Here is a 19194-nt window from a genome sequence, read left to right as displayed (position 1 = left end):
TGGTCTGATAAGTATGCGGCGTCTGCTCGAACACCCTCGACGAGGAGCCGCGAGATGCCCGCCAGCACTGTCAGGAAGCGCAGCAGGTCCCGGATCATCGGCGCGGTGGCTCTGGCCGCCGGTGCCTCACTCATGCTCGCCGCCTGCGGCAGCACCAAGGACACCGCGAGCGCGGGCAGCGGCGGCACCGGCAAGGTCGGCGTGATCCTGCCGCTGCTCACCTCGCCGTTCTGGCAGTCGTACAACGACTACGTGCCCAAGATGGCCAAGTCCGAGGGCGTCCAGGTGCTGAAGACGGTCAACTCCAACAGTGACCCCTCGCAGCAGATCACCGACATCGACAACGAACTCACCCAGGGCGTCAAGGGACTGGTGGTCGCCCCGCTGGACAGCGCCGCCATCCAGGCCGGACTCGACCAGGCCGAGCGCAAGGGCGTGCCCGTGGTCGCCGTGGACGTCGCGCCCGACAAGGGCAAGGTCGCCATGGTGGTGCGCGCCGACAACGTGGCCTACGGCGAGAAGGCCTGCGACTACCTCGGACAGCACGTGAGCAGCGGCAAGGTCGTGCAGATCATGGGCGACCTGGCCTCGGTCAACGGCCGCGACCGCTCAGCGGCGTTCCGGTCCTGCGTGAAGAAGAAGTACCCGAAGCTCACTGTGCTGGAGATCCCCGCCAAGTGGGAGTCCGACACCGCCGCCGCCAAGCTGGACACGCTGCTGGGCGCCAACCCGGACATCAAGGGCATCTACCTGCAGGCGGGGGGTGTCTACCTCGCGCCGACCCTGCAGACCCTGAAGTCCAAGGGCATGCTGAAACCGGCCGGGCAGCAGGGCCACATCGCGATCGTCTCCAACGACGGCATCCCCCAGGAGTACGACGCCATCCGCAAGGGCCAGATCGACGCCACGGTCTCCCAGCCCGCCGACGCCTACGCCAAGTACGGCCTGTACTACATCAAGGCGGCGATGGCCGGGAAGACGTTCAAGCCCGGGCCCACCGACCACGGCTCCATGATCGTCGAACTGCCCAGCGGGATCCTGGAGGACCAGCTGCCCGCACCGCTGGTCACCAAGGCCAACGTCGACGACCCCAAGCTGTGGGGCAACACGGTCAAATGAGCACACCGCTTGTTGAAGCCGAGGGGATCGTCAAACGGTACGGCCCCACCCTCGCCCTCGCCGACGGCCGGCTCACCGTCCTGCCCGGCGAGTCCCACGCCCTGGTCGGCCGCAACGGCGCCGGCAAGTCCACCCTGGTCAACGTCCTCACCGGCCTCCAGGCCCCGGACGCGGGCACCGTCCGCTTCGACGGCGAGCCCGCGCCCCCGCTCGCCGACCGGGACGCCTGGCGCCGCAAGGTCGCCTGCGTCTACCAGAAGCCCACGGTCGTCCCGGAGCTGACGGTCGCCGAGAACCTGTTCCTCAACCGGCAGCCGACCGGCCGCGGTGTCATCAGCTGGCGCCGGCTGCGCCGGCAGGCCGCCGAACTCCTCGACACCTGGGACGTGCGCGTCGACCCCGAGGCGCGCACCGCCGACCTCAGGGTCGAGGACCGCCAAATGATGGAGATCGCCCGGGCGTTGAGCTTCGGCGCCCGGTTCATCGTGCTGGACGAACCCACCGCCCAGCTCGACAACCGCGAGATCGAGCGGCTCTTCACCCGCATGCGCTCCCTGCAGGACTCCGGCGTCACCTTCCTGTTCATCTCGCACCACCTCCAGGAGGTGTACGAGGTCTGCCAGACGGTCACCGTGCTGCGTGACGCCCGCTGGATCACCACCGCACGCGTCGCCGACCTGCCCAAGGCGGCGCTGGTGGAGGCCATGGCGGGGGAGTCGGTCGCCGAACGGGCCGTACCGGGCAGGGGAGTGGAGGACGGCGCTCCCGTCCTGCTGGAGGCACAAGGGCTCACCTCACCGGCGTACGAGAACGTCGACCTCACCGTCCGCCGCGGCGAGGTCGTCGGACTCGCCGGCTCCAGCGGCAGCGGCAAGACGGAACTCGCCGAGTCCTTCGCCGGACTGCACACGCCGACCGGCGGCGCCGCCGAACTCGACGGCGAGCGGCTGCCGTTCGGGGACGTACGCGCCGCCCTGCGGGCCGGGGTCGGCTGTGTGCCGCGCGACCGGCACGAGCAGGGACTGGTGTCCGGCCTGAGCATCGGCGACAACGCCACGCTGAGCGTGCTGGACCGGCTGGGCCGGGCCGGATTCGTCGCCACCGACGCACGGCGCCGTTTCGCGGCCGAACTGATCGACCGCCTCGACATCCACGCCGAGGGACCCGACCAGCCGGTGTCCGACCTGTCCGGCGGCAACGCCCAGAAGGTCGTCATGGCCCGGGCCCTCGCCTCCGACCCGCGCCTGCTGGTGCTGATCAACCCCACCGCCGGCGTCGACGTGAAGTCCAAGGAGTCGCTGCTCGCCCGCATGGACAGCGCACGCGAGGACGGCACCGCGGTCCTCGTCGTCTCCGACGAACTCGACGACCTGCGCCGCTGCGACCGCGTCCTCGTCCTCTTCCACGGCCGTGTCGTCGCCGAGCACCCGGCCGGCTGGCGCGACCACGAGCTGATCGCCTCCATCGAAGGAGTTGACCATGGCTGACACCCGGGCCGCCCCACCGCTCGCGCCCCCGAAGTCCCCGGACGCCCGGTCGGCCAGGACCGTCCTGCTCCGCCGGGCCCGCGAACTCGCCCTCGTCCCCGCCCTGTTGCTGCTCATGGTGCTCGGCGCGATGGTCAACGACTCGTTCCTGACCGAGCGGAACCTGATCTCGATCCTCGGTGCCTCCGCCGCGCTCGCGATGGTCGTGCTCGCCGAGTCGCTCGTGCTGATCACCGGCAAGTTCGACCTGTCCCTGGAGTCGGTGGTCGGCATCGCGCCGGCCGTCGGGGCCCTGCTGGTGCTGCCCGCGAGCCAGTCCGGCTGGGGCACGGAATTCCCGGCCGGGCTCGCCCTGCTCGCGATCCCCGTGGTCGGTGCGGTGATCGGCGCCTTCAACGGCGTCCTCGTCGTGAAGTTCCGGCTCAACGCGTTCATCGTCACGCTCGCGATGCTCATCGTGCTGCGCGGACTGCTGGTCGGCGCCACCAAGGGCAAGACCCTGTTCGGCATGCCCGACAGCTTCTACTCCCTGGCCACCACCACCTTCCTCAACGTGCCGCTGTCGGTGTGGCTCGCCGCGGTCGCCTTCGCTGTCGCCGGGTTCGTGCTGAAGTACCACCGCGCCGGTCGCGCCCTGTACGCGATCGGCGGCAACGCGGACGCCGCCCGCGCGGCCGGTGTGCGCGTGGACCGGGTCATGCTCGGGGTGTACGTCGTCGCGGGCGTGCTCGCCTCGCTCGGTGGGCTGCTGCAGACGGGGTACGTCGGCGCGATCAGCGCCAACCAGGGCCAGAACATGATCTTCACGGTGTTCGCGGCCGCGGTGATCGGCGGCATCAGCCTGGACGGCGGCAAGGGCACCATGTTCGGCGCCCTGACCGGCGTCCTCCTCCTCGGCGTCGTACAGAACCTGCTCACCCTCGCCCAGGTCCCGTCGTTCTGGATCCAGGCCATCTACGGCGGGATCATCCTCGTCGCCCTCGTGATCGCGCGTGTGACGACGGGCCGGGCCCAGGACTGATCCAGCCGTCAAGTGTCCGACGACCGAAAGGACTTCAGTGTCCCAGGCCCCCGCCCGCGTCATCGCGGTCGACACCCACGACATCCGTTTCCCCACCTCGCGCGAGCTCGACGGCTCCGACGCGATGAACCCGGATCCCGACTACTCGGCGGCCTATGTCGTGCTGCGTACCGACGCCGCCGACGGGCACGAGGGGCAGGGGTTCGTCTTCACCATCGGGCGGGGCAACGACGTCCAGGTCGCCGCGATCGACGCGCTGCGGGACCATGTGCTCGGCCGTGACGTGGCCGAGCTGTGCGGCGACCCGGGCTCGCTCTTCCGGGACCTGATCGGCGACAGCCAGCTGCGCTGGCTCGGCCCCGAGAAGGGGGTGATGCACATGGCGGTCGGGGCCGTCGTCAACGCCGTCTGGGACCTCGCCGCCCGCAGGGCCGGCAAGCCGCTGTGGCAACTGCTCGTCGACGCCGAACCCGAGTGGCTGGTCGGGCAGATCGACTTCCGGTACATCGCGGACGCGCTCACCCCCGCCGAGGCCCTCGACCTTCTGAGGCGGGGCAGGGAGGGAGCGGGGGAGCGCCGGGCACGGCTGCTGGAGCGCGGCTACCCCGCCTACACCACCTCCCCGGGCTGGCTCGGCTACGACGACGACAAGCTCGGCCGGCTCGCCGCGCAGGCCGTCGCCGACGGCTTCACACAGATCAAGCTCAAGGTCGGCGCCGACCTCGACGACGACATCCGGCGCTGCCGGGTCGCCCGCGCGGTCGTCGGACCGGCCATCCGGCTCGCCGTCGACGCCAACCAGCGCTGGAACGTGGACGAGGCGATCCGCTGGACCAAGGCGCTCGCCGAGTTCGACCCGTACTGGATCGAGGAGCCCACCAGCCCCGACGACGTCCTCGGCCACGCCGCGATCCGCCGGGCGGTGGCCCCGGTGAAGGTCGCCACCGGCGAGCACGTGCACAACCGGATCATGTTCAAGCAGCTCCTCCAGGCGGGCGCCCTCGACATCGTCCAGATCGACGCGGCCCGCGTCGCGGGCGTCAACGAGAACCTCGCCGTCCTGCTGCTCGCCGCCAAGTTCGGCGTCCCGGTCTGCCCGCACGCGGGCGGCGTCGGCCTGTGCGAACTCGTCCAGCACCTCTCGATGTTCGACTACCTGGCCCTCTCCGGCACCACCGAGGACCGGGTCATCGAGTACGTCGACCACCTCCACGAACACTTCGTCACCCCCGTCGTCATCCGCGACGGCCACTACACCGCACCCACCGCGCCCGGCTTCTCCGCCGCCCTGCACCCGGAGTCCATCGCGCGGTACACCTTCCCCGGTGGCATCTACTGGGCCGCCGACCCCGAGACCCAGAAGGGAGCGGCCGCATGAGCGACTTCGAGGGCCTGAAGGCCCTGGTCACCGGTGGCGCCTCCGGCATCGGCCGGGCCACCGCCGACCTCCTCGCCGCCCGTGGCGCCCGGGTCGCCGTCCTCGACCGGGACCCGGCGGACGTCGACAAGCCGCTCCTCGCCTACCGCGCCGACGTCACCGACGACGCCTCCGTCCGCACGGCCGTCGAGCGGGCCGCCGAGGACCTCGGCGGGCTTGACGTCCTGGTCAACAACGCCGGGATCGGCGCCCAGGGCACGGTCGAGGACAACGACGACGCCGAGTGGCAACGCGTCTTCGACGTCAACGTCCTCGGCATGGTCCGCACCGCCCGCGCCGCCCTCCCGCACCTGCGCCGCTCGGACCGCGCCGCGATCGTCAACACCTGCTCCATCGCCGCCACCGCCGGACTGCCCCAGCGCGCTCTGTACAGCGCCACCAAGGGGGCCGTGTACTCCCTGACCCTCGCCATGGCCGCCGACCACGTCCGCGAGGGCATCCGGGTCAACTGCGTCAACCCCGGTACGGCCGACACCCCGTGGATCGGCCGGCTGCTGGACGCCGCCCCCGACCCGGCCGCCGAACGCGCCGCCCTGGAGGCCCGCCAGCCCACCGGTCGGCTGGTCTCCGCCGCCGAAGTCGCGGGCGCCATCGCCTACTTGGCCAGTCCGCTGTCCGGCGCCACCACCGGCACCGCCCTCGCCGTCGACGGCGGCATGCAGGGTCTCAGGCTGCGCCCGGTGGGCCGGTGACGAGGCTCGGCCGCAGCCGCGTCGAGGTCACCCCGCTCGGCTTCGGCGCCGCGACGCTCGGCAACCTCTACCGCCCGGTGGACGACGAGCAGGCGCGGGAGGCCGTACGGGCCGCCTGGCAGCGCGGCATCCGGTACTTCGACACCGCGCCGCACTACGGCCTCGGCCTGTCCGAACGCCGGCTCGGCGCCGTCCTGCGCGCCTACGACCGTGCGCACTTCACCGTCTCCACCAAGGTCGGCCGCCGCCTCGAACCCATCGACGGTACCGGCGACGACCTGGCCCACGGCTTCGCCGTACCCGCCACCCACCGCCGGGTGTGGGACTTCAGCGCCGACGGCGTCCGCCGCACTCTGGAGGCGAGCCTGGAGCGCCTCGGCCTGGACCGCGTCGACGTCGTCTATCTGCACGACCCCGACGACCACGCCGAGCAGGCCTTCCACGAGGGCTACCCGGCCCTGGAGAAGCTGCGCTCCGAGGGCGTCGTCGGCGCGATCGGCGCCGGTATGAACCAGTCCGCGATGCTCACCCGGTTCGTCCGCGACACCGACGTGGACGTGGTCCTGTGTGCCGGCCGCTACACCCTGCTCGACCAGAGCGCCGGCGCCGAACTGCTGCCCGCGGCGGCCGAGCACGGTGTGTCGGTCGTCCTCGGCGGCGTGTTCAACTCGGGTCTGCTGGCCGACCCGACGCCCGAGTCGACGTACGACTACAGCCGTGTGCCACCGGAGTTGCTGGACCGGGTCCTGCGCATGAAGGCGGTCGCGGAGCGGCACGGCACCACCCTGCGCGCCGCCGCGCTGGCCTTCGCCCTCGCCCACCCGGCCGTCGCCAGTGTCCTGCCCGGGCCCCGCTCGGCGTCCGAAGTCCATGACTGCGCCGACCAGTTCGCCTCCGTGGTTCCGGCGGAGTTCTGGCAGGAGCTGCGGGAGTCCGGTCTGCTGCCCCGAGAGGAAGGCCCGTCATGAGAGTGGCCCTGCACACCGAGGTCCGCGCCGACCGGATCGCCGAGTACGAGGCGGCCCACCGGGAGGTCCCGGAGGAACTGACCCGGGCCATCCGCGCCGCCGGTGCCACCTCCTGGACCATCTGGCGGTGGGGGTCCCCCCGCGCGAGCGAAGCCGAGCGTGGGGGAGGCACCGACCTGTTCCACCTGCTGGAGTGCGCGGACTACACCCGCCTGCTCGCCGAACTGGAGCAGCTGCCGGTCAATGTGGCCTGGCAGGCCCGCATGGCCGAGCTGCTCGACGTGGTGCACGACTACTCCCGCGAGGGTGCCGACGCCGGGCTGCCCGTCGTCCGGGAGCTGCCATGACCGTCGACGCCCACCACCACGTCTGGGACCTGTCCGTCCGCGACCAGGACTGGATCCCCGAAGGCAGCCCGCTCAGGCGTGACTTCACCCTGGCCGACCTCGAACCCGAGGCGAGGGCGGCCGGAGTCACCCGCACCGTCCTCGTCCAGACGGTCACCGTCGCGCAGGAGACGCCCGAGTTCCTGGCCCTGGCGGCCGAGCACGACCTGATCGCGGGCGTCGTGGGCTGGACCGACCTCACCCGTCCCGACATCGCGGAGGAACTGTCCCGGCTGCGCGAACTCCCCGGCGGTTGCTTCCTGAAGGGCGTCCGGCACCAGGTCCAGGGTGAGCCGGACCCGCAGTGGCTGCTGCGGAAGGACGTACGGCGCGGACTCGCGGCCGTGGCCGGGGCGGGCCTCGTCTACGACCTGGTCGTGCTGCCCCACCAGCTTCCGGCCTGCGCCGAGGCCGCCGCGAACCTGCCCCAACTCACCTTCGTACTCGACCACTTGGGCAAACCGCCGATCGCAACCGGAGAACGCGAGCCCTGGGCCTCCGCGCTGCGTGCGCTCGCCGCCCTCCCCAACACGGTCGCCAAACTCTCCGGCCTGGTCACCGAGGCCGACCCCGGCTCCTGGACGACGGCCGACCTGCGGCCGTACACGGACGTGGCCCTGGAGGCCTTCGGCCCCGGCCGGCTGATGTTCGGCTCCGACTGGCCGGTGTGCACGACGGCGGCCTCCTACACCGACGTGCACACCGTCATCACCGAGTTGACCGCAGACCTCGACGAGGCCGGCCGCCGGGCCCTCTTCGAGGGCACCGCCACAGCCGTCTACGGCCTGTGACCCACGGCGTGGCCGGCGTGCACCTCCCCACCCCGTATCGCACAATGCCGACATGACTGATCATCATCAGCCGCGCACTCCCTCCGCTCCGTTGCTGCGGGCTCCCGGGCACGGAGAACTCATCGACGTCGCCGGCGTCGCCCACTTCTTCCGGCTCACCGGAGAGCACACGGACGGGCGTTTCACCTTCGAGGAGTTCAGCCTCGCCCCCGGCACCATCGGGGCCAGGCCGCATGTGCACGACGGACACGACGAGTACTTCTACGTCCTCGAGGGGGAGCTGACGCTCCACACCGGCGACGGCGAGGTGACGGCCGGCCCCGGACACCTGCTCGCCGCCCCCCGTGGCACCCCGCACGGTTTCCGCAACGGCGGCCAGGTCCTGGCACGCGCGCTGTGCCTCTACACCCCGGCCGGCTACGAGAACTACTTCCGCGATGTGCACGCAGCCGTGAGCGCCGGGGCCGAGGCGACCGACGAGCTGCTGGCCGAGTTCCGCAGCCGTTACCGGACCTGGTCGTACCAGGTGCCCTCGGACAGTCGACAGGAGCCGTAGGCCGGCCCGCAGGCCGATCCCGTGGGCCGATGCCGCATGTCGGCCCGTGGGCCGGTGTCGCAGGCCGGAGGGGCCGGCCGCTCACGACCGCCCGGACACCGCCGCCAGCCGGGTCGGTGGCATGTACTCCCGGACGTACGTCCGCTCCCAGCACGCCCCGCTGTCCCGCAGCTCCCGCCAGGTGGTGTAGCGGTAACGGAAGAGGCGGGCGCGGACATACCTGGGCGGGGTGTCCGGTGGGAAGGGGGAGCGGCGCAGCAGGCGCAGGGTGTCGCGGTCGTTCTCCAGCAGGCGTTCCACCAGACCGCCGAACCATTCCCCCGCATAGCCCGGGGACAGCGCCGCGAACCACATCAACCAGTCCAGGCGCAGATGGTAGGGGGCGAACTGGCGCGGCCAGTGCCGGGTGTCACCGGGCTTGCCGCGGAACTCGTACTCGCGCCAGTCCGAGTCCTCGCGCGGCACGTCGTCCAGCGTGCCCTCGACCACCACCTCGTAGCGGACCCGGCTGATGCTGCCGAACGCGCCGTAGGTGTTCACCAGGTGCAGCGGGTCGAAGGAGCGGTTCATGATCTGCCGGCGGGAGATCATGTTGGCCACCGGGTGGTAGCTCAGGAAGAGCAGCAGCGCGGCCACCGCGAGCACCAGGACCTCGTACCACAGCGGCGCCGCCGGCACGGACGGCGCGGACCCGGGAATCCGCAGCGCGGACAGAGCCAGCACGATGGTGATCCAGTTCAGCCAGGAGAAGTTGCCGGACAGCACCAGCCACAGCTGGGTGACGATCATCAGGGCGGCGGCGGCCGAGGCGATCGGCTGCGGGGTGAACAGCAGCACCGGCACGACCAGTTGGGTGACATGGTTGGCGGCCACCTCCACCCGGTGCAGCGGCTTCGGCAGATGGTGGAAGAACCAGCTCAGCGGGCCCGGCATGGGCTGAGTCTCGTGGTGGTAGTCGAGGCAGGTCAGCTTCCGCCAGCACGCGTCGCCCCGCATCTTGATCAGCCCGGCGCCGAACTCCACCCGGAACAGGATCCAGCGCAGCAGGAACAGCACGACGATGGGCGGCGCCACCTTCTCGTTGCCGAGGAACGCGGCCAGGAAGCCCGTCTCCAGCAGCAGCGACTCCCAGCCGAACGCGTACCACGTCTGGCCCACGTTGACGACCGACAGATACAGCGCCCACGGCACCAGCCACAGCAGGATCCCGGCCCACAGCGGCAGCAGGGAGTCCGCGCCGGCGAGCAGCGCCGCCGACACCGCGCAGCCGGCCCACGCGCAGCCCGCGAAGAAGCGGTCGGAGTAGTGCAGATGGAACAGGCTCGGCGCCCGTTTGAAGGGGACCAGTGCCACGAACCGGGGGATCGGCAGCATGCCGCGCTCGCCCAGCAGCGCCCGGAACTGCATTGCCGCCGTCAGGAACGCCACCAGGTACACGGCGGCCAGAGCCCGCTGGAAGACCAGCCGGGTCAGCCAGTAGTCGGGAGCGGTGAACCAGTTCACGGCTGTGCGCGCCCTTCGTCGCGGCTAAACCGCCGGTGTCGTCCTCATCATCGCCTCCCTCGAGTTGCCAGCCAAACGGGCACGATGCAAACAATAGGGGGAAATCACCCAAAGTGATGGGGAGTGTACGGTGCGGATACACACCGGATCCATCGTCACGGCCTGCGCGCTCTCGGTGGCGCTGCTCGTCGCCGGCTGCGGCCGCCCCGGGGTCAAGGAAGCCCGGATGGGCGAGGAGGTCTATCTCCTGTCCGCCGCGGCCCAAGGGCCAGACCCCTTCACCGCTTCCACGGTCACCGTGCCGGTGAGAGCCGGCACGGGGAGCGTCGATCCCACCGCGCCGCCCCGTCGGGGCACGCCCGACCCCAGCGCCACACGGCCGCCCGTCGCCGGGTCCTCGCCGCCGGCGGTGCCCGCCGGGCTGGTCGCCGTACATCCGCGCGCCCTGCGCATCCTGTCCGGCGCGACGCCCGGCCTGTACGGCGGCACCGCACGCGTCGCCGGCTGTGACGTCGGACGGCAGGCCGGGTATCTGACCGCGGACCGCGCCAAGGGTGACGCGTTCGCCCGCGCGGCCGGTGTCTCCGCGAGCGGCCTGCGCGGCTTTCTGCGCGGCCTGACCCCCGTCGTGCTGCGCGCCGACACCCGGGTCACCGACCACGGCTACCGGGACGGGCAGGCGGTCGCCCACCAGGCCGTCCTCCAGGCCGGCACCGCGGTCCTGATCGACAACCGCGGACTGCCACGGGTGCGCTGTGCCTGCGGCAACCCGCTGGGGCCGCCGACGCCGACCCGCGTCCGCTTCGGCGCCCGTGGCGGTGCCTGGCCCGGCTACCGTCCGGGGCAGGTGATCGCGGTGACCCCGGCACCCCGGGCGGTCACCAGCATCACGATCGTCAACACCGAGACGCGCACCTGGATCGAACGCCGGCTCGGTCACGACGTACGCGACGACCAGGTCGTCCCCGCGCCCGCCTGGGCCACCGCCGCACCCGGCGGCGACCCCGACCCACCGGGCGCCGCCACCCCGGGCACCGCACCGCCGTACCCCACCCAGCCCGGTCCGCGGCAGAGCCGGCCGGAGACCTCTCCGGGCGCGACCGGCAAGGAGCCGCCCGTGGCCGCCACCCCGAGGGCGCCGGACATGCCCGCCGGGCGGAGCACCCCGGCGCCGGACCCGGCCGCACCACGGATCCGGCCGTCCGTCGGTCCCATTCCGCAGGCCTCCGGCACCCCGGACCCGCCCTACGCGATCGGACCGCCGGACGAGATCGGCCCGCCGGACGAGAACGGCCCATCCGGCCTGCCGGACGTTCCCGGCCTGCCCGACCCCCTCGGACCGATCCCGGCCGCCACGGCGGACGTCGGGTCGAGCCCGGTCCCCGACGCCACGGACGGCGATGCCGCGGACGGCGCCGCCGCCGCGGACCTCTCCGGTGGCTGAGAGCGTCCGGAGCCGGACGCTCCCGCCGGGGAGCCGACCAGGGCAAGAGGTCGAAGAATCGGATAAATCCTGGCAAGGTGGGCGCATGGCAGTTCGGGGAGCGAGTGCCGTGTCACTCCCGGAGGACTGGCCCGCCCACCCGGATCCGATCCTGGCGCTCAACCGCATGGGCACCTTCGACTGGGACCTGGACACGGGTCTGTTCCACATGGACGCCCAGGCACACGAGGTGCTCGACCTGCCGCCCGAGGAGTACGACGGACGGCTCGACTCGCTGGCCCTCAGGGTCCCGCGATCGGAGACGGCCCGGCTGGACGAGCTGGTGGCCCGGGCCATCAAGGACGGCAGCGAGAACTACGGGGCCTACTTCCGCATCCGCTGCCGCGACGGCACCCAGCGCTGGACCCACACCCAGGGCTACATCCGCCGGGACGCCACCGGCCGCCCGCGCCGGGTCGTCGGCATCGTCCGCGACGCCACCGAGGAACTCGCCGAGAGCGAGGTGCGCAGCCTGCGGGCCGCCCAGGACGAGGCGTTCCGCCAGCAGACCAACGTCGTGCAGGCCGTTGCCGCCTCCCTCGCCCACGCCCGCAGCGTCCAGGACGTCATCGACGCCCTCAAGGACACCCGTGGCATCCGCCATCTCGGCGCGGCCAGCCTGGTGATGGGGCTGGTGGAGGCCGGCCGCATCCGCCTGGTGGCCGAGGGACCCATCGACGCCTCGGTCCCCGGCACCCAGGTCACCCGGATCGACGAGCCGTACCCGATGAGCGAGGTCGTGCGCACCCTCGCGCCCCGGTTCATCGAGTCCCCGCAGGAGTTCGCCGAGCACTATCCCATCCTCTGGCCGCACCTCACCGACCTGCACGTCACCTCCGCGGCCTATCTGCCGCTGATCGCCGAGGCCCGCCCGATCGGCGCGATGGGACTGCTCTACAGCGACCGGTGCGGCTTCTCCACCGAGGAGCGCGCCGTCCTGGTCGCGCTCGGCAGCAGCATCGCGCAGAGCCTGCAACGGGCCATGCTCTACGAGCAGGACAAGGACCTCGCCCAGGGCCTGCAGCAGGCCATGCTGCCCCGCACCATCCCCAGCGTCCGCGGCGCCGACATCGCCGTCCGCTACCGGTCGGCCGCCCTCGGCCGGAACATCGGCGGCGACTGGTACGACCTGATCCCGCTGCCCGGCGGCCGGGTCGGGGCGGTCATCGGCGACGTCCAGGGCCACGACACCCACGCGGCGGCCGTCATGGGCCAGCTGCGGATCGTGCTGCGCGCCTACGCCGCCGAGGGACACACCCCGGCCGCCGTGATGGCCCGTGCCTCCGTCTTCCTGCACGAACTCGACACCGACCGCTTCGCCACCTGCCTGTACGCCGATGCCGACCTGTCCACCGGAGTCGTGCAGGCGGTCCGGGCCGGGCACATCGACCCGCTGATCCGGCACGGCGACGGCAGCTGCCGCCGGGCGCCGGTCGAGGGCGGGCTGCCGCTCGGGCTGTCCGCCGAGTTCGGCCGGCTGGAATACCCCGTCTCCACCCTCGAACTCGACCCCGGCCACACCCTGCTGCTGTGCACCGACGGGCTCGTCGAACAGCCCGGCGCCGACCTCGACGACGGCATGCGCCGCCTCTCGGCGCTCGTCGCGGACGGCCCCGAGGACGTGGGCTCGCTCGCCGACCGGCTGATCCAGATGGCCGAGGAGCGGGGCGGCGAGGACGACGTGGCGCTGCTCCTGCTGCGCCGGCGCACCCCGGAGGCCCCGCCCGCCGGCGGCCGGCTCCAGCAGCACGTGGCACCCGGCGACCCGGACGCCCTCAGCCAGGCCCGGCACCTGATCCGCGCCGCGGTCCGCTCCTGGGGCCACCGCGACCGCGCCGACGAGATCGAGCTGGTCGCCGACGAGCTGATCACCAACGCGCTGATGCACACCGAGGGCGCCGCGATCGTGACCCTGCGGGCCCTCGACGGCGGCCACCGCAGACTGCGGATCGAGGTCGAGGACTCCTCCAGCGCCCTGCCGCGCCGCCGCGAGGCGGGCGAGGACGGCGTCTCCGGCCGCGGCCTGCTGCTCGTGGAGATGCTCGCCGACGCGTGGGGCGTGGAGGCGCGGGGCGGCGGCAAGGCGGTGTGGTGCGAGTTCCGCCGGGGCGGCGGACGCGGCTGACCCCGCTTTGTCAGTGCCGGATGGCACTCTGGAGCCATGCCGGAACTGCCCGAGGTAGAAGCGCTGAAGGACTTCCTCACCGAGCACCTGGTCGGCCGCCGGGTGGCGCGGGTGCTGCCGGTCGCCGTCAGCGTCCTGAAGACGTACGACCCGCCGGTCACCGCCTTCGAGGGCGGCGAGGTGACGGCCGTGCACCGGCACGGCAAGTTCCTGGACCTGGCGGCGGACAGCGGGCTGCACCTGGTGACCCATCTGGCCCGGGCCGGCTGGCTGCAGTGGAAGGACCGGCTGCCGTCCGGCCCGCCGAAGCCGGGCAAGGGACCGCTCGCGCTGCGCGTGGCGCTGGAGACCGGCGAGGGCTTCGACCTCACCGAGGCCGGCACCCAGAAACGCCTCGCGGTGTACGTCGTGCGTGATCCGCGGCAGATCGAGGGCATCGCCCGGCTCGGCCCGGACCCGCTGGCCGCCGACTTCGACGAGGACCGCCTCGCCGCCCTGCTCAAGGACGAGAGACGTCAGCTGAAGGGCGCCCTGCGCGACCAGTCCCTGATCGCGGGGGTCGGCAACGCCTACAGCGACGAGATCCTGCACGCCGCGCAGATGTCCCCGTTCAAGCTCGCCGCCTCCCTGACCCCTCAGGAGACCCATCGGCTCCACGCGGCGCTGCGCTCGACGCTCACCGAGGCGGTCGACCGCTCCCGGGGCCTGGCCGCCGGGCGGCTGAAGGCGGAGAAGAAGAGCGGCCTGCGCGTCCACGGGCGGACCGGCGAACCCTGCCCGGTGTGCGGCGACACCATCCGCGAGGTCTCCTTCAGCGACTCCTCGCTGCAGTACTGCCCCACCTGCCAGACGGGCGGCAAGCCCCTGGCGGACCGCAGACTGTCCCGGCTGCTGAAGTAGGGGCTACGGCGCGTCGACGGACACCAGGTGCTGTCCGTCCATGGTGCGTACGTCGTAGCGGGCGATGTCGTCGGCGTGCATCGTGGAGGATCCGAGTGTGGTGAAGGTTCTGGTGGCGTGACCCGGTTCCATCCAGGTACCGGCGACCTCCTCGGAGCCGTCGCGGCCCACGACGACGAGTCGGCAGGCGTGCGGGCCGGTGCCGTCCTTCACCTTCAGCAGCAGCCGGCTGCCCGTGTCCCCGTCGTCGGCGGTGACCTCGGCCCACACCCCGGTCTTCGGATCGGTCGCAGCGGCGACCTGCGCGACCGGCTCCGCATGGCCGGCGAAGGCCACGATCCCCGGACCGGCCACGGCCAGCACCACGGAAGCGGCCAGGCCGTACAGAAAGCGCCGGCGGCGCGCCCGATGCCGGAGCGCGATCTCGCCGAGCAGCCGGTCCAGCAGCCGGGGACCGGGCTGAGCCATGGGGTGCACAAAGCGCGGCGTGGCCCGGCGGTACAGCATCAACTGCCGTGTGGCGGGACCGAATTCGGTCACCTGTGCCGCGCACTGGGGGCACTCCATGAGGTGGTCCTCGAAGCGGAAGGCCTCCGCCTCGTCCAGCACGCCGAGCGCGTACGCGCCGACGTCGCGATGCCTTTCCAGGGACCTCATGCCGAATCCTCGTGCCGATGGGTGCGGGTGGGGTTACTCCGTGCACCCATCCGTACGCAGCCGACAGCCGAATCACTCAAGCCACCCACAGAATCCCGGACGAGAGATTCGGAGCCGCGCGGCCCGCGGATTGGTCCGATTCCGGAAAACTTCAGAAAGCCCCGGAGCGACGGCTCAGAAGAGACGGCTCAGAAGAGATGGATCGCGAGGTGCCCGAGGGGCAGCCCGAGCCGCCAGGCCGGTGTCCACACCTTCGGCCCGTCGTCCTCGCCGGCCGGCCCGCCGCCGCCCGGCACCGCGTCCAGGTCCGGCGCGAGCAGCTCGGTCTCCTCCAGCCAGCGCCAGGCGACGGCGGCAAGGGCCAGGTCGGGCGAGCGGGTGCCGGACCGCTCGGCCCGTTCGGTCAGCTCCGCCATGCGCTCGCCCACCCAGTCCCGCCACGGCTGGTCGTAGGCGGTCAGGGAGAGCCAGTTCTCCAGCTGGGAGATCACCCGGATGCCGGACAGCTCCCCGTCGGTGTCGGACAGGAAGACGGTGAGCGCCAGCGCGTCCCGGCCGGCCCGGAACTCGAAGGAGGTCGGCGGCATCAGATCGCCGGTGCGCAGCAGCTCGTCGGCGATGTACTCGGCGTACAACCAGGCCATGGGGACGGCCAGTTCTCCGCCGTCGGTGCCGTCCGTGCTCTCGTGCCCTCTGTGCTGCATCCCTTCCTGCCCTTCCTCCGGTACGTGCGCGTCGCCCGAGCCTCGTCGGGGTCGCGGCCCCGACCGCTGCCCGGAACGCGGATGAGGACAGCCCATTGCCCGAACGGGGGCCACAGCAAGGCGCTTTACCGAGGTTTGACCCGGCCTCCGGTTTCAGTGCAGGTCGGCCGCATAATCCGGAAGGACCCGGCGCAGCGCGCGCAGCGCGTAATACGCGCGGGACTTCACGGTACCGGGTGGCACGCCCAGGGTCTGCGCCGCTTCCGCCACACTGGCCCCGAGGAAATACACGAGTACCAGCACGTCACGGTGCTCCGGCGTGAGTGTCTTCACAGCCTCCCGGACATCGAGCATCGCGGCGGCCCGTTCGGCGTGATCGGCGGTCACCCGTGCGCTCTCCGGGATGTCGGCGCCGGTCTCCGGCGGCCGGGCCTGCCGGGCCCGCCGGGCGTCGATCGCGAGCCGCCGGGCGACCGTCAGCAGCCAGGGCCGTACGGAGTCGAAGTCCTCGGCGTGCAGCGCCTCGGGATGCTGCCAGGCGCGCAGCAGGGTCTCCTGGACGAGGTCCTCGGCGCGCTGCCGGTCGCCGTCGCAGAGCCTGAGCAGCAGGGCGAAGAGCGGTCCGCCGTGCTCGCGCTGCAGCGCGGCCAGTTCGTGCTCGGCGGTCGTCGTCCCGCGGGTCCGTGTCGCCGCCTGGTGGATCACTGAGGTTCCGGCCGTCATGGCCGTATGGCAGCGCAGGGCACGGCCGGGGGACAGGGCGCGCGCACGGCTCTGCGACGGACGGTCGATCGCGTCGGCGAACGGTCGGACGAACGGTCCGGCCACTCCGTCGGGGATGTGGCGCTCGGCCGCGGCGCCGCCGAGGACGGCCTGGGAGAGCGCTCAGCCGGTGTTCATTCGGCAGGCCGCGCCTCGGCCAGCACCGAGTGCCGGTAGGAGTAGCCGAAGTAGATCACGCACCCGATCGCGAACCACGCCGCGAACCGCACCCAGGTCTGCCAGTGCAGGAACGTGATCAGCCAGATCGAGAACACGCAACCCAGGGCGGGCACGACCGGCATCCACGGCGTACGGAAGGCGCGCGGCAGCTCCGGGCGCCGGTAGCGCAGCACGATCACCGCCGCGCACACCACCACGAAGGCCAGCAGGATGCCGATGTTGGTCAGCTCGGCGGCCGAGCCGATCGGCACGAACCCGGCGATGGCGGCCGAGGCCACCCCGACGATCCAGGTCACCCGGGTCGGCACATGCCGCGTCGGGTGCGTCCTGGCGAACCACGTGGGCAGCAGACCGTCCCGGGACATGGAGAACCAGACCCGGGTCACGCCCAGCATGAACGTGAACATCACGGTGAGGATGCCGATGATCGCGCCCACCGCGATCACGTCCGCAAGCGCGTCCAGGCCCACCGACTTGAACGCGCTGGAGAACCCGCTCTCCGGGTTGATGTGCTTGTAGTCCTGCATCCCCGTCAGCACCAGGCAGGCCGCCACGTACAGCACCATCGAGATCACCAGGGAGTAGATGATCGCCTTCGGCATGTGCCGCTGGGCGTCCTTGGACTCCTCGGCGGCCGTCGACATGGCGTCGTAGCCGAACACCGCGAAGAACACGGTTGCCGCACCGGTGAAGGCACCGCCGATGCCGAACGGGAAGAACGGGTGGTAGTTCGCCGAGTCGATGTGGAACACGCCCACCCCGATCACCAGCAGCACCACCAGCACCTTCAGGGCGACGACGAACGTCTCGAAGCGGGCCGCGCTGCGCATGCCCAGGTTGAGCAGCCACGCGATCAGCAGGCACAGGACCGCCGCGAACAGGTCCACCCGGTGCCCGGCCCCGGTGCCCGGCGCCCCCAGCATCCACTGCGGCAGCTTCGCGCCCATCGCCTCGACCAGGAACCCGAAGTAGCCCGAGATGCCGATCGCCACCACCGCCACGATCGCGGTGTACTCCAGCAGCAGGTCCCAGCCGATGAACCAGCCCGCGAACTCGCCGAGCACCGCATAGCCGTAGGTGTACGCCGATCCCGCCTTCGGGATCAGTCCGGCGAACTCGGCGTACGACAGCGCCGCACAGGCGCTCGCCACACCGGCGACGAGGAAGGACACCACCACCGCCGGACCCGCCGTGCCGTTGGCCACCGTGCCCGCGAGCGTGAAGATGCCTGCGCCGATGATGCCGCCCACCCCGATCGCGGTGAGCTGCCACAGTCCGAGGGAGCGATCCAGCCGGGTGCCCTCGCCGACCTCGGTCTCCTCGATGTGTTCGATGGGTTTGCGGCGGAGAATCCCCTCACCCGCGCGGAGCCCGGCCATGCGTCTCACCTCTTCGCCGACGGCAACGGCTGACGGCGGATCATGATGGCTCAGGTGCCCCGCACAGGGAAGACGCCACGCACGGCCCAGGCGGGCGTCCAGGTGCGGGCCGCGGGCCGGGCCGGCGGCCGGGCGGTGAGATGGTCGCGCAGGGCGGCGAGCCCCGGGTGTGCGTTGGCCGCGGCCCAGACCAGGGAGTGCGGGTACACCGGCGTCGGGTCGACGAGCGGGATGCGCCGCAGGTCGTGCCCGGCGGGTCGGGAGAACCGGGTCAGCTCGCTGACGAAGGTGGCGAGCGAGTCGGAGCCGGCGACCGCGTCGAGCAGCGGCTCCCCGCCGGAGTCGGGGACGACCGAGTCGATGGTCAGCCCGAACTCGGCGGCGAGGGTCGTGTAGTACGCGGCCCACTCGGTGCCGTCCACGAGGCCCGGCATCCAGATCCGGTGCCCGGCCAGCTGCGCCGGCGTCACCGACCGGGCCCCGGCGAGCGGGTGCCGCGCCCCGGTGAGCAGCTGCACCGGCTCGTCCAGCACCCGGACGGACCGCAGCCCCTCGGGAAGCCGCGTGGTGACCGCGCGGATCGTCGCATCGATGCTGCCCGCACGCACGGCGGCGACGGCCGTGCTCGCGTCGAAGAGCGTCACCATGTCGAGGGCCGTGCCGGGCTGCGCCTCGTGGAACTCCCGCAGCAGGGCCGCCGGGGCGAGCCGGGCCCCGAGCACGTCGACGCGCAGCGCCCGCCCTCCCGGCCGCACCAAGGCCAGGGCCCGCTCCTCGGCCAGCAGCAGCTCCCGGGCGTGCGGCAGGAACGCCTGCCCGTCGATGGTCGGTTGCGCCCCGCGCGCGGTCCGGGTGAACAGCCGCACACCGAGGTCCTTCTCCAGCGCCGCGATCCGCTTGGAGACCGCCTGCTGGGTGATGCCGAGGAGAGCCGATGCCTCCTGGAACTGCCCGGTGTCCACCACGGTGACGAAGGTGCGTACGGCCTTGAGATCCACGCGGGACAGCGTACTTGCACAACCGATGGTTGTGGCTGCTGTCCT

At 72.1% G+C, this 19194-nt stretch carries 18 protein-coding genes; 12 read left to right on the top strand and 6 right to left on the bottom strand.

Annotated elements, in window-relative coordinates; genetic code table 11:
• The first annotated feature begins 54 nt into the window (after nucleotides 1-54).
• Genes ACWCQS_RS22880 through ACWCQS_RS22840 form a run of 9 tightly spaced genes read left to right on the top strand, consistent with a single transcriptional unit; the run spans nucleotide 55 to nucleotide 8458 of the window.
• Complete coding sequence (locus ACWCQS_RS22880) at nucleotides 55-1119, top strand: sugar ABC transporter substrate-binding protein (RefSeq protein WP_451006145.1); 1065 nt, start codon at nucleotides 55-57, stop codon at nucleotides 1117-1119.
• Nucleotides 1116-2606 (top strand): sugar ABC transporter ATP-binding protein, encoded by a 1491-nt coding sequence (locus ACWCQS_RS22875; RefSeq protein WP_451006144.1) that lies wholly within the window; start codon nucleotides 1116-1118, stop codon nucleotides 2604-2606. Before ACWCQS_RS22880 ends, ACWCQS_RS22875 begins: the two co-directional genes overlap by 4 nt.
• A complete protein-coding gene (locus tag ACWCQS_RS22870; RefSeq protein WP_451006143.1) occupies nucleotides 2599-3627 on the top strand; it encodes an ABC transporter permease in 1029 nt (342 codons plus the stop codon). Before ACWCQS_RS22875 ends, ACWCQS_RS22870 begins: the two co-directional genes overlap by 8 nt.
• Before the next feature lie 37 nt (nucleotides 3628-3664).
• The gene (locus ACWCQS_RS22865) at nucleotides 3665-5005 is read left to right on the top strand and encodes an L-fuconate dehydratase (RefSeq protein WP_451006142.1); all 1341 of its coding nucleotides are present in this window, start codon (nucleotides 3665-3667) and stop codon (nucleotides 5003-5005) included.
• Entirely contained in the window at nucleotides 5002-5757 is a 756-nt protein-coding gene (locus ACWCQS_RS22860) for an SDR family NAD(P)-dependent oxidoreductase (protein WP_451006141.1), read from the top strand. Before ACWCQS_RS22865 ends, ACWCQS_RS22860 begins: the two co-directional genes overlap by 4 nt.
• Nucleotides 5754-6725: an aldo/keto reductase gene (locus ACWCQS_RS22855; protein ID WP_451006140.1), complete on the top strand. Its 972-nt coding sequence runs from the start codon at nucleotides 5754-5756 to the stop codon at nucleotides 6723-6725. The genes ACWCQS_RS22860 and ACWCQS_RS22855 overlap by 4 nt, the downstream gene beginning before the upstream one ends.
• Nucleotides 6722-7072: an L-rhamnose mutarotase gene (locus ACWCQS_RS22850; RefSeq protein WP_451006139.1), complete on the top strand. Its 351-nt coding sequence runs from the start codon at nucleotides 6722-6724 to the stop codon at nucleotides 7070-7072. The genes ACWCQS_RS22855 and ACWCQS_RS22850 overlap by 4 nt, the downstream gene beginning before the upstream one ends.
• On the top strand, nucleotides 7069-7902 hold the full coding sequence (locus ACWCQS_RS22845; protein WP_451006138.1) for an amidohydrolase family protein: 834 nt from the start codon (nucleotides 7069-7071) through the stop codon (nucleotides 7900-7902). The genes ACWCQS_RS22850 and ACWCQS_RS22845 overlap by 4 nt, the downstream gene beginning before the upstream one ends.
• 52 nt (nucleotides 7903-7954) lie before the next feature.
• Nucleotides 7955-8458 carry a cupin domain-containing protein gene (locus tag ACWCQS_RS22840; protein ID WP_451006137.1) on the top strand — a complete coding sequence of 168 codons (504 nt, stop codon included), beginning with the start codon at nucleotides 7955-7957 and terminating at the stop codon, nucleotides 8456-8458.
• An 81-nt stretch (nucleotides 8459-8539) separates the two neighbouring features.
• On the opposite strand, the gene ACWCQS_RS22835 is transcribed toward ACWCQS_RS22840, so the two are convergent.
• Complete coding sequence (locus ACWCQS_RS22835; protein WP_451006136.1) at nucleotides 8540-9961, bottom strand: lipase maturation factor family protein; 1422 nt, start codon at nucleotides 9959-9961, stop codon at nucleotides 8540-8542.
• Nucleotides 9962-10091: 130 nt separating this feature from the next.
• Between ACWCQS_RS22835 and ACWCQS_RS22830 the strand changes: the two genes are divergently transcribed.
• The 3 genes from ACWCQS_RS22830 (at nucleotide 10092) to ACWCQS_RS22820 (ending at nucleotide 14469) form a co-directional block, all read left to right on the top strand.
• Nucleotides 10092-11405 carry a DUF6777 domain-containing protein gene (locus ACWCQS_RS22830; protein WP_451006135.1) on the top strand — a complete coding sequence of 438 codons (1314 nt, stop codon included), beginning with the start codon at nucleotides 10092-10094 and terminating at the stop codon, nucleotides 11403-11405.
• 85 nt (nucleotides 11406-11490) lie between these two features.
• Nucleotides 11491-13569: a SpoIIE family protein phosphatase gene (locus tag ACWCQS_RS22825; RefSeq protein ID WP_451006134.1), complete on the top strand. Its 2079-nt coding sequence runs from the start codon at nucleotides 11491-11493 to the stop codon at nucleotides 13567-13569.
• Nucleotides 13570-13605: 36 nt separating this feature from the next.
• A complete protein-coding gene (locus tag ACWCQS_RS22820) occupies nucleotides 13606-14469 on the top strand; it encodes an Fpg/Nei family DNA glycosylase (RefSeq protein ID WP_451006133.1) in 864 nt (287 codons plus the stop codon).
• 3 nt (nucleotides 14470-14472) lie between these two features.
• Here the strand turns inward: ACWCQS_RS22820 and ACWCQS_RS22815 are convergent, their stop codons facing one another.
• The 5 genes from ACWCQS_RS22815 to ACWCQS_RS22795 form a co-directional block, all read right to left on the bottom strand.
• Nucleotides 14473-15126: a zf-HC2 domain-containing protein gene (locus tag ACWCQS_RS22815; RefSeq protein ID WP_451006132.1), complete on the bottom strand. Its 654-nt coding sequence runs from the start codon at nucleotides 15124-15126 to the stop codon at nucleotides 14473-14475.
• Nucleotides 15127-15314: 188 nt separating this feature from the next.
• Nucleotides 15315-15830 carry a hypothetical protein gene (locus tag ACWCQS_RS22810; protein WP_451006131.1) on the bottom strand — a complete coding sequence of 172 codons (516 nt, stop codon included), beginning with the start codon at nucleotides 15828-15830 and terminating at the stop codon, nucleotides 15315-15317.
• A gap of 153 nt (nucleotides 15831-15983) precedes the next feature.
• Entirely contained in the window at nucleotides 15984-16553 is a 570-nt protein-coding gene (locus ACWCQS_RS22805) for a sigma-70 family RNA polymerase sigma factor (protein ID WP_451006130.1), read from the bottom strand.
• A gap of 173 nt (nucleotides 16554-16726) precedes the next feature.
• On the bottom strand, nucleotides 16727-18151 hold the full coding sequence (locus ACWCQS_RS22800) for an amino acid permease (RefSeq protein WP_451006129.1): 1425 nt from the start codon (nucleotides 18149-18151) through the stop codon (nucleotides 16727-16729).
• Between the two features lie 50 nt (nucleotides 18152-18201).
• Nucleotides 18202-19149, bottom strand: coding sequence for a LysR family transcriptional regulator (locus ACWCQS_RS22795; protein ID WP_451006128.1), 948 nt, complete (start codon nucleotides 19147-19149; stop codon nucleotides 18202-18204).
• Nucleotides 19150-19194: the final 45 nt, after the last annotated feature.

The sequence above is a fragment of the Streptomyces sp. NPDC002076 genome (assembly GCF_053593835.1).
The sequence above is the reverse complement of the archived record's forward strand: the minus strand, read 5'-3'. Positions and strand labels throughout refer to the sequence as shown.

Coding starts and splice junctions, on each gene's coding strand:
- ACWCQS_RS22845 (WP_451006138.1), top strand. CDS start 7,069: ATGACCGTCGACGCCCACCACCACGTCTGGGACCTGTCCGTCCGCGAC.
- ACWCQS_RS22870 (WP_451006143.1), top strand. CDS start 2,599: ATGGCTGACACCCGGGCCGCCCCACCGCTCGCGCCCCCGAAGTCCCCG.
- ACWCQS_RS22860 (WP_451006141.1), top strand. CDS start 5,002: ATGAGCGACTTCGAGGGCCTGAAGGCCCTGGTCACCGGTGGCGCCTCC.
- ACWCQS_RS22800 (WP_451006129.1), bottom strand. CDS start 18,151: ATGGCCGGGCTCCGCGCGGGTGAGGGGATTCTCCGCCGCAAACCCATC.
- ACWCQS_RS22875 (WP_451006144.1), top strand. CDS start 1,116: ATGAGCACACCGCTTGTTGAAGCCGAGGGGATCGTCAAACGGTACGGC.
- ACWCQS_RS22815 (WP_451006132.1), bottom strand. CDS start 15,126: ATGAGGTCCCTGGAAAGGCATCGCGACGTCGGCGCGTACGCGCTCGGC.
- ACWCQS_RS22840 (WP_451006137.1), top strand. CDS start 7,955: ATGACTGATCATCATCAGCCGCGCACTCCCTCCGCTCCGTTGCTGCGG.
- ACWCQS_RS22820 (WP_451006133.1), top strand. CDS start 13,606: ATGCCGGAACTGCCCGAGGTAGAAGCGCTGAAGGACTTCCTCACCGAG.
- ACWCQS_RS22825 (WP_451006134.1), top strand. CDS start 11,491: ATGGCAGTTCGGGGAGCGAGTGCCGTGTCACTCCCGGAGGACTGGCCC.
- ACWCQS_RS22850 (WP_451006139.1), top strand. CDS start 6,722: ATGAGAGTGGCCCTGCACACCGAGGTCCGCGCCGACCGGATCGCCGAG.
- ACWCQS_RS22880 (WP_451006145.1), top strand. CDS start 55: ATGCCCGCCAGCACTGTCAGGAAGCGCAGCAGGTCCCGGATCATCGGC.
- ACWCQS_RS22810 (WP_451006131.1), bottom strand. CDS start 15,830: ATGCAGCACAGAGGGCACGAGAGCACGGACGGCACCGACGGCGGAGAA.
- ACWCQS_RS22805 (WP_451006130.1), bottom strand. CDS start 16,553: ATGACGGCCGGAACCTCAGTGATCCACCAGGCGGCGACACGGACCCGC.